The organism is Arthrobacter sp. Soil_N43 (assembly GCF_057655195.1).
Genome location: NZ_JBDGML010000052.1, coordinates 9,396 through 22,289, shown reverse-complemented (window position 1 = coordinate 22,289; position 12,894 = coordinate 9,396). Strand labels below are relative to the sequence as shown.

The 12,894-nt window shown below is 66.9% G+C and carries 12 protein-coding genes; all 12 read right to left on the bottom strand.

The genetic code is table 11. From position 1 onward, the window contains the following. Nucleotides 1-9 precede the first annotated feature (9 nt). Entirely contained in the window at nucleotides 10-1,245 is a 1,236-nt protein-coding gene (metK, locus tag AC3A3W_RS04055) for a methionine adenosyltransferase (RefSeq protein ID WP_487440587.1), read from the bottom strand. Between the two features lie 76 nt (nucleotides 1,246-1,321). After that, nucleotides 1,322-2,578, bottom strand: a complete 1,257-nt coding sequence (gene coaBC, locus AC3A3W_RS04050) for a bifunctional phosphopantothenoylcysteine decarboxylase/phosphopantothenate--cysteine ligase CoaBC (protein WP_487440586.1) — start codon at nucleotides 2,576-2,578, stop codon at nucleotides 1,322-1,324. Between the two features lie 39 nt (nucleotides 2,579-2,617). Beyond that, nucleotides 2,618-2,878, bottom strand: coding sequence for a DNA-directed RNA polymerase subunit omega (gene rpoZ, locus AC3A3W_RS04045; RefSeq protein ID WP_205653913.1), 261 nt, complete (start codon nucleotides 2,876-2,878; stop codon nucleotides 2,618-2,620). A gap of 41 nt (nucleotides 2,879-2,919) precedes the next feature. Further along, the gene (gene gmk, locus AC3A3W_RS04040; protein WP_205653914.1) at nucleotides 2,920-3,492 is read right to left on the bottom strand and encodes a guanylate kinase; all 573 of its coding nucleotides are present in this window, start codon (nucleotides 3,490-3,492) and stop codon (nucleotides 2,920-2,922) included. A 43-nt stretch (nucleotides 3,493-3,535) separates the two neighbouring features. Next, nucleotides 3,536-3,847, bottom strand: coding sequence for an integration host factor, actinobacterial type (gene mihF / locus AC3A3W_RS04035; protein WP_487440599.1), 312 nt, complete (start codon nucleotides 3,845-3,847; stop codon nucleotides 3,536-3,538). Nucleotides 3,848-3,944: 97 nt separating this feature from the next. Continuing rightward, nucleotides 3,945-4,811, bottom strand: a complete 867-nt coding sequence (gene pyrF / locus AC3A3W_RS04030; RefSeq protein ID WP_487440585.1) for an orotidine-5'-phosphate decarboxylase — start codon at nucleotides 4,809-4,811, stop codon at nucleotides 3,945-3,947. Next, entirely contained in the window at nucleotides 4,804-8,118 is a 3,315-nt protein-coding gene (carB, locus tag AC3A3W_RS04025) for a carbamoyl-phosphate synthase large subunit (protein ID WP_487440584.1), read from the bottom strand. Before carB ends, pyrF begins: the two co-directional genes overlap by 8 nt. Continuing rightward, a complete protein-coding gene (gene carA, locus AC3A3W_RS04020) occupies nucleotides 8,118-9,383 on the bottom strand; it encodes a glutamine-hydrolyzing carbamoyl-phosphate synthase small subunit (RefSeq protein ID WP_487440598.1) in 1,266 nt (421 codons plus the stop codon). Before carA ends, carB begins: the two co-directional genes overlap by 1 nt. Continuing rightward, on the bottom strand, nucleotides 9,364-9,885 hold the full coding sequence (locus tag AC3A3W_RS04015) for a PH-like domain-containing protein (RefSeq protein WP_487440583.1): 522 nt from the start codon (nucleotides 9,883-9,885) through the stop codon (nucleotides 9,364-9,366). Before AC3A3W_RS04015 ends, carA begins: the two co-directional genes overlap by 20 nt. Further along, complete coding sequence (locus AC3A3W_RS04010) at nucleotides 9,885-11,270, bottom strand: dihydroorotase (RefSeq protein ID WP_487440582.1); 1,386 nt, start codon at nucleotides 11,268-11,270, stop codon at nucleotides 9,885-9,887. Before AC3A3W_RS04010 ends, AC3A3W_RS04015 begins: the two co-directional genes overlap by 1 nt. Then, nucleotides 11,270-12,265 (bottom strand): aspartate carbamoyltransferase catalytic subunit, encoded by a 996-nt coding sequence (locus tag AC3A3W_RS04005; RefSeq protein ID WP_487440581.1) that lies wholly within the window; start codon nucleotides 12,263-12,265, stop codon nucleotides 11,270-11,272. The genes AC3A3W_RS04010 and AC3A3W_RS04005 overlap by 1 nt, the downstream gene beginning before the upstream one ends. Then, nucleotides 12,262-12,846: a bifunctional pyr operon transcriptional regulator/uracil phosphoribosyltransferase PyrR gene (gene pyrR / locus AC3A3W_RS04000; RefSeq protein ID WP_487440580.1), complete on the bottom strand. Its 585-nt coding sequence runs from the start codon at nucleotides 12,844-12,846 to the stop codon at nucleotides 12,262-12,264. The genes AC3A3W_RS04005 and pyrR overlap by 4 nt, the downstream gene beginning before the upstream one ends. Between the last annotated feature and the right edge of the window lie 48 nt (nucleotides 12,847-12,894).

Below are 12,894 nucleotides of genomic sequence, written 5' to 3'. Positions count from 1 at the left end.
TTTTGGCGGTCAGGCGTTGAAGTATGCCTTCAGGTCGTCCACCCGGTCCAGGCGCTCCCAGGTGAAGTCCGGGTCGTCGCGGCCGAAGTGGCCGTGGGCGGCAGTCTTCGCGTAGATGGGACGCTTCAGGTCGAGGGCATCGATGATGGCGCGGGGGCGGAGATCGAAAATCTCGGCGATCGCGGCGCTGATCTTCGCCGGATCGACCGTTTCAGTACCGAACGTCTCCACGTAGGTGCCCACCGGACGGGCCTGGCCGATCGCGTAGGCGATCTGGATCTCCGCCCGCTTGGCAAGTCCGGCAGCCACCACGTTCTTGGCCACCCAGCGCATCGCGTACGCCGCCGAGCGGTCCACCTTGGACGGGTCCTTGCCGGAGAAGGCGCCGCCACCGTGCCGGGCCATCCCGCCGTAAGTGTCGACGATGATCTTGCGGCCGGTGAGGCCGGCGTCTCCGACCGGGCCGCCGATAACGAAGGCACCGGCGGGGTTCAGGATGTTGACGGTCCGTGAGATGTCCAGGTCCGCCAGGGCCAGCACGGGCTCGATCACGTGCGCGGCGAGGTCAGCCCGGAGCTGGTCGAGGCTGAAGCCTTCGGCGTGCTGGCTGGAAATCACGATGGTCTCCACCGACACGGGACGGTCGCCGTCGTAGCCGATCGTCGCCTGGGTCTTGCCGTCAGGACGCAGGTATGACAGTTCGCCGCTCTTGCGCACCTCAGTCAGACGTTCAGAGAGCCGGTGCGCGATCCAGATCGGCACGGGCATGTAGGACGGCGTCTCGTCGCTGGCGTAGCCGAACATGAGGCCCTGGTCCCCGGCACCCTGCAGATCGTAGTCGTCAACCTGGCGGCCTTCCCTGGCTTCCAGGGAGTTGAAGACACCGCCGGCGATGTCGTTGGACTGCTGGCCGATGGATACGGACACGCCGCAGCGGGCACCGTCGAAACCATTCGCCGACGAGTCGTACCCAATACCCAGGATGGTTTCGCGGACGATCTGCGGAATCTCGACGTAGGCATCCGTGGTCACCTCTCCGGCAACGTGGACCAGGCCCGTGGTGGCCATGGTTTCCACGGCGACGCGCGATTCCGGATCCGCGGCCAGCAGGGCGTCAAGAATGGCGTCGCTGATCTGGTCACAGATCTTGTCCGGGTGGCCCTCAGTCACCGACTCGGAGGTGAAGAGCCGGAGCGCGGAGGGTACGGACCCGTGGGATTCAGGAATGTGCAGCGGTAAAGTCACTCAACTACCTTACTTGTTGGCAAACGGACGGGCGGCGGCGTGTGTCCCCATGCTAAGGAGACGTTGCTTACGCCGCTCAGGTTCGCGGGAAGACCCTGCTCAGCTCGGTGCCGATCCGGTCGATGACGACGGCGGCGACATCATGCTTGGTGCCGGACGCCGACTGGGGTTCGGAGCCGGTGCGGGAAAGGATGACCACTGAATTGTGGTCCTGGCCAAAGACCTTGTCCGAGCCCACATGGTTCACCACCAGGAGGTCGCAGCCTTTGCGCTTGAGCTTTTCTGCGGCGTATTCCAGCACGTCGCCGTGGGCGTCTCCGGTTTCGGCGGCGAAACCCACCACAAGCTGGCTGCTTCCGCCGGCGTCGCGGACAGCTACGAGCTCATGGAGGATATCGGGGTTCCGGACGAGCGAGACGACGGGGTCGGCGTGGCCGTCCCGTTTCTTGATTTTGGTGCCGGATACGTCCGCCGGGCGGAAATCCGCCACCGCCGCGGCCATGATGACGACGTCGGAGCCGGCTGCCGCCGATAGCATGGCGTCCCGGAGTTGCAGGGCTGTTTCAACCGACACCACCTCGACGCCAGCCGGAGCGGGCACCTCCATGTGGGCGGCGACGAGGCGCACGGTGGCGCCGGCGTCACGGGCCGCCTCTGCCAGGGCGACACCCTGCTTCCCGGAGGATCGGTTGCCCAGGAACCGCACCGGGTCCAGCGGCTCACGGGTTCCGCCGGCGCTGATGGTCACCGTCCGTCCGGCGAGGGGGAAGAGCGGAGCTTCCGGAGAGCCGGGGGCGGCGGCGCGGAGACCGTGGACCAGTGCCAGCGCCGCTTCGTAGATTGCCTCGGCTTCGGGCAGCCGGCCGGGGCCGGAATCAGAACCCGTCAGCCTGCCGCTGGCAGGCTCGAGGACGGTGACGCCCCGGCTGCGCAGTGTTTCGACGTTGGCCTGCGTGGCGGCGTGCTGCCACATCTCCGTGTGCATGGCCGGGGCGAAGAGGACTGGCCCGCCGGCCATCAGCAGGGTATTTGTCAGGAGATCATCCGCCTGGCCTGTGGCCGCCCGGGCCAGCAGGTCCGCGGTGGCCGGGGCCACGACGATCAGGTCTGCCTCATGGCCCAGACGGACGTGGTTCACGAGGTGGACGTCGTCGAAGACGCTGTTGCTGACCGTATTCCCGGAGAGCGCCTCCCAGGTTGCCACGCCAACAAACCGGGTGGCAGCTTCGGTGGGGATGACGGTGACGTCATGGCCGGCTTCAGTAAAAAGCCGGAGGAGCGATGCCACCTTGTAGGCGGCAATCCCTCCCCCGACTCCGAGGACTATGCGCACGTGATCTCCGTCAGCAGGCAGTCTTTTACTCTGCGGATGTTACTCGGACGCCTCGATGGGCGTGGAGACGAGCTTGCCTTCGTTGATCTCGCGCAGGGCGATGGACAGCGACTTCTCGTTCAGCTTGGTGTCGACCAGCGGGCCGACGTACTCGAACAGGCCCTCGTGGAGCTGGGCGTAGTAAGCGTTGATCTGACGTGCACGCTTGGCACCGAAGATCACCAGGCCGTACTTGGAATCGGCTGCCTTGAGCAGCGAGTCGATCGGCGGGTTGATGATGCCTTCAAGGTTCGTGGACACGAATTCTCCAAATTTCTAGCGGGCTGATGTGGCTTCTGCGGTTAGCGCGGGTGCGGGGTCAGCCCCATGAGTGAAACAAGCTCGTCCGCTGCCCGGCGAACGTCGTCATTGATGACGGTGTGGTCGAACTCCGGTTCAGCAGCAAGCTCTACTTTACCGGTTTCCAGCCGCCGCTGCTGTTCCTCGGCCGATTCCGTGCCGCGGCCCACCAGGCGACGCACCAATTCTTCCCAGCTCGGGGGCGCCAGGAACACGAACTGAGCGTCGGGCAGCGCCTGCTTGACCTGGCGCGCTCCCTGCAGGTCGATCTCCAGCAGCACCGAGCGGCCCTCGGCGATGGCCTGCTTTACCGTGCTCTTCAGGGTGCCGTAAGTGTTCTGCCCGTGCACCACGGCCCATTCCAGGAATTCGCCGGCGGCAACCAGGGACTCGAACTCCTCCTTGGACTTGAAGTAGTAGTGCACTCCATCGATCTCACCGGGCCGCGGGGCACGGGTGGTGGCTGATACCGACAGCCAGACCTCCGGGTAGTTGTCCCGGATATAGGTGGACACGGTGCCTTTGCCAACAGCCGTAGGACCAGCGAGGACTGTCAGTCCGGGTTTCTTGCTCACGTATTCCTTTGGGCGGTCTTCAGATGACTCTGTTCGGATGGATCTATTTCTCGTTCATAAAATCTACCAGCGCCCGGCGCTGGTGCACGCCCAGTCCGCGAACCCGCCTCGATGCTGCGATGCCCACGGTCTCCATGATGGCGGCCGCCCGTACCTTTCCGATTCCCGGCAGGGCCTCAAGCAGTTCGGACACCCGCATCCGGGCGATGGCGTCCTCAGTGCCTCCGGAGTCCAGCACCTCGGCGATGGACAGGTCTCCGGTTTTGAGCCTCTCTTTGGCAGCGGCCCTGGCGGCCCTTGCAGCGGCGGCTTTCTTTAGCGCATCAGCACGTTCCTGGGCTGACAAGGGTCGCAAGGTCACGGTTATCCCCCGGGGGTCGCCTATGGATCCACGGCCTGGGCCGTTGGACTTGTCCTGAACCTACTCCTCGGCGGAGGCAGAAATCAATGGACTATTCGATGCGGAGTCCGTCCAGCGTTCGCGTGGCTGCGTCCTGCAGGCCCTGCACACCAGGGCCTGCCTTGAGGATGTCCCGGCTGGATGTTCCCAGCACCTGCGGGTACGCGGCCCCGAAGGTCTTTCGCAGATCGGCAGGCGTGGCGCCTTGGGCGCCCAGCCCGGGGGCCAGGATTGGTCCGCGGACGGCGCCGAGGTCCAGGTCGAGGTCTGCCAGTGCTGTGCCCACGGTGGCTCCCACGACGAGGCCGACGGAGCCGAGCGCCCCACCGTACCGCTGGTTTTCCCCGGCCGCGGCCTCGACGATCCGGCGTGCAACAGAATCACTTCCGCCGACATGCTGGACCGACGCCCCCTCCGGGTTTGACGTCAGGGCCAGGACAAAAACGCCGCGGCCGTGCTCGGCCGCCAGGTCCAAGGCCGGGCGCAGCGACTCGAAGCCAAGGTACGGGCTCAACGTCACCGAGTCGGCTGCCAACGATGAGCCATCGCGAAGCCAGGCGTCGGCGTACGCGGCCATGGTGGAGCCGATGTCCCCGCGCTTGGCGTCGGCGATGCTCAGCACCCCGGCGCCAGCCGCGGCGGCCAGCGTCCGCTCCAGTGCGGCCATGCCCTTGGAGCCGTGGCGCTCGTAAAGCGCCACCTGCGGCTTGACGGCGGCAGCGAGGGAACCGACGGCCTCCAGGACGGTCAGCGAAAACCGTTCCAGCCCTGCGGCGTCGTCGTTCAGTCCCCAGGCGGCCAACAGCGCGGGGTGCGGGTCGATGCCGACACACAAAGGGCCGCGCTCGGCCATGGCCCGGCCGAGCCGGGAACCAAAAGATTCCCGTCCGGCCGTTTCAACAGAAGCCGCCTCAGGCATTCTGCGCTGCTGCCTTCTGCGAGGCGACCAGGGCCGCGGCGTGCTCCTGCAGGCTGGTCACCGACCATTCGTAGGTGCGCAGCGCCTCGATGGCCTGCACGGCGGCGTTGAACTCGGCCACCGTCGTGATGCAGGGGATGCCGATGGACGTGGCCGCGGCACGGAGCTCGTAGCCGTCGCTGCGGGCTTCGCCGCCGGACGGGGTGTTGAAGACCATGTCGATTTCGCCGGCGATGACGAGGTCGGCGATGGTGCCTTCACCTTCGGCGCTGCTGCCCTCAGCCACCTTGCGCACCGGGGTGGCCTGGATGCCGTTGCGGCGCAGGACGTCGGCGGTGCCGCCGGTGGAGACGATCTCGAAGCCGAGGTCGGACAGCCGCTTGACGCCCATGATCACGGAACGCTTGTCGCGGTTGGCCACGGAGACGAAGATCTTGCCCTCGGTGGGCAGCGCGTTGTTCGCTGCGGCCTGGCTCTTGGCGAAGGCCGTGTCGAAGTGCTTGTCGATGCCCATGACTTCGCCGGTGGAGCGCATTTCCGGTCCGAGGAGCGAATCCACCACCGTGCCCTCCGGGGTGCGGAACCGGCTGAACGGCAGCACCGCTTCCTTCACGGAGACCGGTGCGTCCAGCGGCAGGGTGGAGCCGTCGCCGGATTCCGGGAGCATCTTGTAGGCGCTGCGGAGCTGGTTAATGGTGACGCCGGTGCCGATCAGGGCCGCCGCTTTCGCCATCTGGACGCCGGTCGCCTTGGAGACGAACGGCACGGTCCGCGACGCGCGGGGGTTGGCTTCCAGCACGTACAGCACATCGGATGCCAGGGCGAACTGGATATTGATCAGGCCGCGGACGCCCACGCCCTCGGCGATGGCGCGCGTGGCGGTGCGGACCCGTTCCAGCACGTTGCCGCCCAGGGTGATGGGAGGCAGCACACAGGCCGAGTCTCCGGAGTGGATGCCCGCTTCCTCGATGTGCTCCATGATGCCGCCGAGGTACATGTCCTTGCCGTCGAACAGGGCGTCGACGTCGATCTCCACCGCGTCTTCCAGGAACCGGTCAATCAGCACGGGGTGGTCCGGCGTGATTTCCGTGGCGTTGGCGATGTAGCGGGACAGGTTGGGCTCGTCGTAGACGATTTCCATGCCGCGGCCGCCGAGGACGTAGGACGGGCGGACCAGCACGGGGTAGCCGATTTCGTCGGCGATCTTCTTGGCGTCCTCGAAGGACACCGCGGTGCCGTTCTTCGGGGAGATGAGCCCGGCTTCGTCCAGCACGCGGGCGAAGGCTCCGCGGTGCTCGGCGAGGTCGATCGCTTCCGGCGAGGTGCCGAGGATCGGCACACCGGCGTCGGCCAGCTGCTGGGCCAGCTTCAGCGGGGTCTGGCCGCCGAGCTGGACGAACACGCCCATGACGCCTCCGGTACGTTCCTCGGCGGCGATGACCTCCAGGACGTCCTCGAGGGTCAGCGGCTCGAAGTACAGGCGCGTGGAGACGTCGTAGTCGGTGGAGACGGTTTCCGGGTTGCAGTTGACCATCACGGTCTCGTAGCCGGCCTTGCGCAGTGCCATCGAGGCGTGGACGCAGGAGTAATCGAACTCGATGCCCTGGCCGATGCGGTTCGGGCCGGAGCCGAGGATCAGGATGGACGGCTTGGAGTGCAGCGCCACCTCGTCCTCCTCGTCGTAGGACGAGTAGTGGTACGGGGTGTATGCGGCGAACTCGGCGGCGCAGGTGTCCACGGTCTTGTAGACCGGGCGGATGCCCAGGGCCTGGCGTACTCCGCGGACCACGGCCTCCGAGTTGTGCGTGAGGGCGCCGATCTGCTCGTCGGAGAAGCCGTGGCGCTTGGCCCGCTGGAGCATCTCCACGGTCAGGGCGCCGGACTGGCGGATCTCGCGGGAAATCTCGTTCAGCAGCTGGAGCTGGTCCAGGAACCAGGGATCGATCTTCGTGGCCTCGTGGAGGTCCTCCACGCTGGCGCCGCCGAGCAGGGCGCGCTGCACCTGGTGCAGGCGTTCCGTCGTCGGGCGCTTGGCCTTTTCGATGAGCTCCGGCACTTCCCACTCCGGAACGGAGCTGAAGTCCAGCTGCGAGCCCTTCTGCTCCAGGGACCGCAGGGCCTTCTGGAGGGCCTCGGTGAAGTTGCGGCCCATGGCCATGGCCTCGCCCACCGACTTCATGGTGGTGGTGAGCGTGGGGTCGGCTGCGGGGAACTTCTCGAAGGCGAACCGCGGGACCTTGACCACCACGTAGTCGAGCGTGGGCTCGAAGGACGCGGGGGTCTTCTGCGTAATGTCGTTGGGAATCTCGTCCAGGGTGTAGCCGAGGGAGAGCTTCGTGGCGATCTTGGCGATGGCGAAGCCGGTTGCCTTGGAGGCCAGGGCCGAGGAGCGGGAGACGCGCGGGTTCATTTCGATGACCACAACGCGGCCGGTCTGCGGATCGATGGCGAACTGGATGTTGCAGCCGCCGGTGTCCACGCCGACTTCACGGATCACCGCGATGGAGATGTCACGCAGCCGCTGGTATTCGCGGTCGGTGAGTGTCAGCGCCGGAGCAACGGTGATGGAGTCGCCGGTGTGCACGCCCACGGGATCGAAGTTCTCGATGGAGCAGACAACAACGACGTTGTCGTTCTTGTCCCGCATCATCTCGAGCTCGTATTCCTTCCAGCCGAGGATGCTCTCTTCCAGGAGCACCTCGCTGGTGGGGCTGTACTGCAGGCCCTGGCCCACGATCCGGCGGAGGTCGTCCTCGTTGTAGGCGAGGCCGGAGCCCAGGCCGCCCATAGTGAAGGACGGGCGGACCACCATCGGGTAGCCGAGGTCGTCGGCTGCCTTCAGTGCTTCGTCCATGGTGTGGATGATGTGGCTGCGCGCGGATTCCGCGCCGCAGCGCTCCACCACGCCCTTGAACTTCTCGCGGTCCTCGCCGAGTTCGATCGCCGCGATGTTGGCGCCGATCAGTTCCACGTTGTACTTCTCCAGCACACCGTTCTTGTCCAGTGCGATGGCGGTGTTGAGGGCCGTCTGGCCGCCCAGGGTGGGCAGCACGGCGTCGGGACGTTCCTTGGCGATGATCTTCTCGACCACCTCGGGGGTGATCGGTTCGATGTAGGTGGCGTCCGCAAACTCCGGGTCCGTCATGATGGTGGCCGGATTGGAGTTGACGAGGATGACCCGCAGGCCCTCCTCCTTGAGGACGCGAAGGGCCTGGGTGCCGGAGTAGTCGAATTCGGCGGCCTGGCCGATGACGATCGGGCCGGAACCAATGACCAGGACGCTCTTAAGGTCAGTTCTCTTGGGCATTACTTCTTGTCCTCAGTCTTGGAATCGGTGGTGTTCTGATCGTCCGCGGGCTTCTCGGACAGGTTGGCGGTGCGGCCGTCTCGTGTGCCTTCCATCAGCGCGATGAAGCGATCGAAAAGGTACGCCGCGTCGTGCGGCCCGGCCGCTGCTTCCGGGTGGTACTGGACCGAGAACGCCGGGATGTCGAGGCAGGCGAGGCCTTCAACGACGTCGTCGTTCAGGCTGATGTGGCTCACTTCGACCCGGCCGTAGCGCTCTTCGGGCGCCGTGGTGGGGCCGTCCAGCGGGGCGTCGACGGCGAAGCCGTGGTTCTGCGAGGTGATTTCCACCTTGCCGGTGCGGCGGTCCATGACGGGCTGGTTGATGCCGCGGTGGCCGTACTTGAGCTTGTACGTGCCGAAGCCGAGGGCCCGGCCCAGGATCTGGTTGCCGAAGCAGATGCCGAAGTACGGCAGCTTCTCATCCAGCACGGTCCGGAGCAGCTTGACCTGGTTGTCGGCCGTGGCGGGGTCGCCCGGGCCGTTGGACATGAAGAACCCGTCCGGGTTGACCGCCTTGACGTCCTCGATGGTGGCGGTGGCGGGCAGTACGTGGACCCGGACGCCGCGCTCGGCGAACCGGACCGGCGTCATTGCCTTGATGCCGAGGTCGATCGCGGCAATGCTGAACCGGGCGTCACCTTCCCAGCCGTGGTCCTTGGGCTCCACCACGTAGGCCTCGTCGATGCTGACTTCCTCGGCCAGCCGGGCGCCTTCCATGGGGGCGCTGGCGAGGACGGCGTCGAGGAGTTCCTTTTCGGTGGCCTCTGCGGCCGCGCCGGAGAAGATGCCGGCGCGCATGGTCTTGTGCTCGCGCAGGTGGCGGGTGATGGCGCGGGTGTCCACGCCCTGGATGCCCACGATGCCCTGCTCAACGAGTTCGTCGTCGAGACTGCGCTCCGAGCGCCAGTTGGACGGGCGGCGGGCGGCGTCGCGGACGATGTAGCCGGCCACCCAGATGCGGCGGGACTCGGCGTCTTCGCTGTTCACACCGGTATTGCCGATGTGCGGCGCCGTCTGCACCACGAGCTGGCGGGCGTAGGACGGGTCCGTAATGGTCTCCTGGTAGCCGGTCATGCCGGTGGCAAAGACCGCCTCGCCGAGGGCGGTGCCCTGGGCGCCGTAGCTGCTGCCGCGGAAGATGCGGCCGTCTTCGAGCACCAGGGCGGCAGGGGTGGAGCTTGCTGTGTTGTTGTCCGTCACTGTATTACTTTCCACTATGGGTATCGGCCTGCGGGCCTGCGGAGATTAATTCCTGAAGTTTTTGGAGGAGGGCCGGTTTGTCCGCGGCCCGCCGGGTGCGGAAGCCGGTGTCCACCTGGTGCGTTCCGAGCATCCAGGTGAGGACCAGCAATCCGTCCTTCTCGACGAACTTGCCGGCCATGCCGCTGTCCTGCCGGAGGGCGCTCAGCCCGGCTGCCGGGATGAACAGCGGCGCGGCGCCGGAGCGGTCCAGGAGCACGCCCTCGGGATGCACGCTGAGCTGAGCGTTGGTGCGGATGCCGAGGCCGTGCACGGCGATCCTGTCCAGCCAGTCACCGGCCGTGGTGGTCGCGACGTACTGGCCCTCCGCCGTCAGCAGCGGCTCGCCCAGCCCGGCGGGAACGGGGGGAAGGGGTTCGATGTCTGACTGCCGACGAAGCCGGTTGCGCCAACCCAACCAGATCAGGCCAAGGGCGACGGCGATCAGGACCGCCGTGATCAGCCCGGCGAGGAGTTCCTTCTCCATCAGCTGGAGCCCGCCGTGCCGGCAGCTTGGGCTTCCGCGGGATAGCGGTAGGGGGTGTTGAGTTTGCCGTCCAGGACGGTGGGGTGCCCCTTGAAGAACGTGGCCACCACCTTGCCGGGGAGTTCCATGCCGCGGAACGGCGAGTTGCGCCCCATGGTGGCCATGGCGGAAGGATCAACGGTCCAGCGCGCCGCAGGGTCCACCAAAATGATGTTCGCGGGTTCGCCCTCTTCGAGCGGGCGGCCCTGATCGGCCAGGCGGCCGATTTCGGCCGGCGCCGTCGAGGTGGCCCGCGCGAATTCCGCCCAGGTCATGAGGCCGGTCTCGATCATGGCGTGCTGCACGACGGACAGGGCGGTTTCCAGCCCGGTCATGCCCATGGCCGCCTGCGCCCACTCGCATTCCTTGTGCTCGCTCGGGTGCGGGGCATGGTCGGTTCCGACGACGTCGATGGTGCCGTCGGCGAGGGCAGCGCGCAGGGCCTCCACGTCGGCGTTGGTGCGCAGCGGCGGGTTGACCTTGTACACGGGGTCGTAGCTGCGGACCAGTTCGTCGGTGAGCAGGAGGTGGTGCGGGGTCACTTCGGCGGTGACGTTGATACCGCGGCTTTTGGCCCAGCGGATGATCTCCACCGATCCGGCAGTGGACACGTGGCAGACGTGGAGCCGGGAGCCGACATGCTGGGTGAGCAGGACGTCGCGGGCGATGATGCTTTCCTCCGCGACGGCCGGCCAGCCGGTCAGCCCGAGGACGGCTGAGACTTCGCCTTCGTTCATCTGGGCGCCGGCGGTGAGGCGGGGTTCCTGCGCGTGCTGGGCTACCACGCCGTCGAACGCTTTGACGTATTCGAGTGCGCGGCGCATCAGGACGGGGTCGTGGACGCAGATGCCGTCGTCGGAGAACATCCGGACCTGCGCGCGGGAGTCTGCCATGGCGCCGAGCTCGGCCAGCTGCTCCCCCGCTAGTCCGACGGTGACGGCGCCCACCGGGCGGACGTCTACCCAGCCTGCGGCGCGGCCCAGGCTGTGGACCTGCTCCACGACGCCGGCCGTGTCAGCCACCGGGGTGCTGTTGGCCATGGCGTGCACGGCGGTGAAGCCACCCAGCGCCGCTGCCCGGGTGCCGGTTTCGACAGTCTCGGCGTCTTCGCGGCCGGGCTCGCGGAGGTGGGTGTGCACGTCCACCATGCCGGGCAGCGCAATGAGGCCGTCGGCGTCGATCACGGTGGCGTCACCGGCGTCGCTGCTGGCGGCCGCGCCGCGCCCGGCGATGACGCCGTCGCGGATGAGCAGGTCCTCTGCCCCTCCGCCGAGGATCGAGGCACCGCGGATGAGGTAGGTTGTTCCGTTGCCGTTCGTGCCGTTGTTAGCAGGCTGGTCAGCCATTACTTGCTCTCCTTCAGGGTGGCGGCTGGTTCGCGGGTGTCCCCGGAGAGCAGCAGGTACAGGGCGGCCATGCGGACGGACACGCCGTTCCGGACCTGTGCGAGCACAGTGGAACGGGGCGAGTCTGCTGCGGCGGCGGAAATTTCCAGGCCACGGTTCATGGGCCCGGGGTGCATGATGATGGTGTCCTTCAGGCCCAGGCTGTCCAGCGCCCGGAGCCTGGTGTCGTCAAAGCCCCAGCGCCGCGAGTACTCGCGGGTGGAGGGGAAGAACGACGCATTCATCCGCTCGCCCTGGACGCGGAGCATCATGACGGCGTCAACACCCTTTGCGAGCGTTTCATCCATGTTGTAGCTGACCCGGCAGGGCCAGGTTTCGACGCCGATGGGCAGCAGCGTGGGGGGCGCCACCAGCGTGACCTCGGCACCCAGGGTGCGCAGCAGCCAGACGTTGGACCGCGCGACCCGAGAGTGCAGGACGTCGCCGGCGATGGCCACGCGCATGCCCTTCAGGTCGGCGCCGGTGGATGACAGCCCTGCAAGTTTTGCCCAGTGCCGGCGCATGGTGAACGCATCCAGCAGGGCCTGCGTGGGGTGCTCGTGCGTGCCGTCACCGGCATTGATGACGGCGGCGTCGATCCAGTCGGTAGCGGCGAGCCGGTGCGGGGCGCCGGAGGCCCAGTGGCGGATCACCACGGCGTCGGCGCCCATCGCGGACAAGGTCTGGGCAGTGTCCTTGAGGGACTCGCCCTTGGAGACCGACGAGCCCTTGGCGGCGAAATTGATGACATCCGCTGAGAGCCGCTTGGCGGCTGCCTCGAACGAGATGCGGGTGCGGGTGGAATCCTCGAAGAAGAGGTTGACCACCGTGCGGCCCCGCAGGGCGGGAAGTTTCTTGACCTCGCGGTCGCCGACGGCCGCCATTTCCTCGGCAGTGTCGAGGATCCGGATGGCGTTGGCGCGGCTCAGGTTTTCAGTGGAGAGCAGGTGCTTCATGCGCCGGCCTCGATGACGACTTCATTGACCGTCTGGCCGTCAATGGCGTCGGTTTCCTCGAGGCGTACGCGGACCTTTTCCGAGGAGGACGTCGGAAGGTTCTTTCCCACGTGGTCCGCCCGGATGGGAAGTTCACGGTGACCGCGGTCGACGAGGACGGCAAGGCGTACGATGCGGGGCCGGCCGAGGTCAACGAGGGCGTCCAGCGCGGCGCGGATGGTGCGGCCGGAGTACAGGACATCATCGATCAGGACAACAACCTTGTTGTCGATGCCCGTCCGCGGCAGCTGCGTGTGGTGGGGCGGCCTGGTGGGCTGGTGCGACAGATCGTCCCGGAACATGGTGACGTCGAGCTGGCCGACGATTGCGGAGGCGTCCACTGCAGGGTCTGCTGCGGCGATTTTCTGGGCGAGCCGGACGGCCAAAGGGTAGCCGCGGCGTGGAATTCCCAGCAGCACCAGGTCCTGGGAGCCTTTGTTGGCCTCGAGGATCTCATGGGCGATACGAGTGAGTGCACGGTCAATGTCCGCCTGGTTGAGTACAACCCGGGCCGGAACCGGTGCCTGTGTGACAGGAGTCAACGCTCGTCTCCCCTTTCCCCGCCTCACGGGACGGAATTAAAAAAGGAA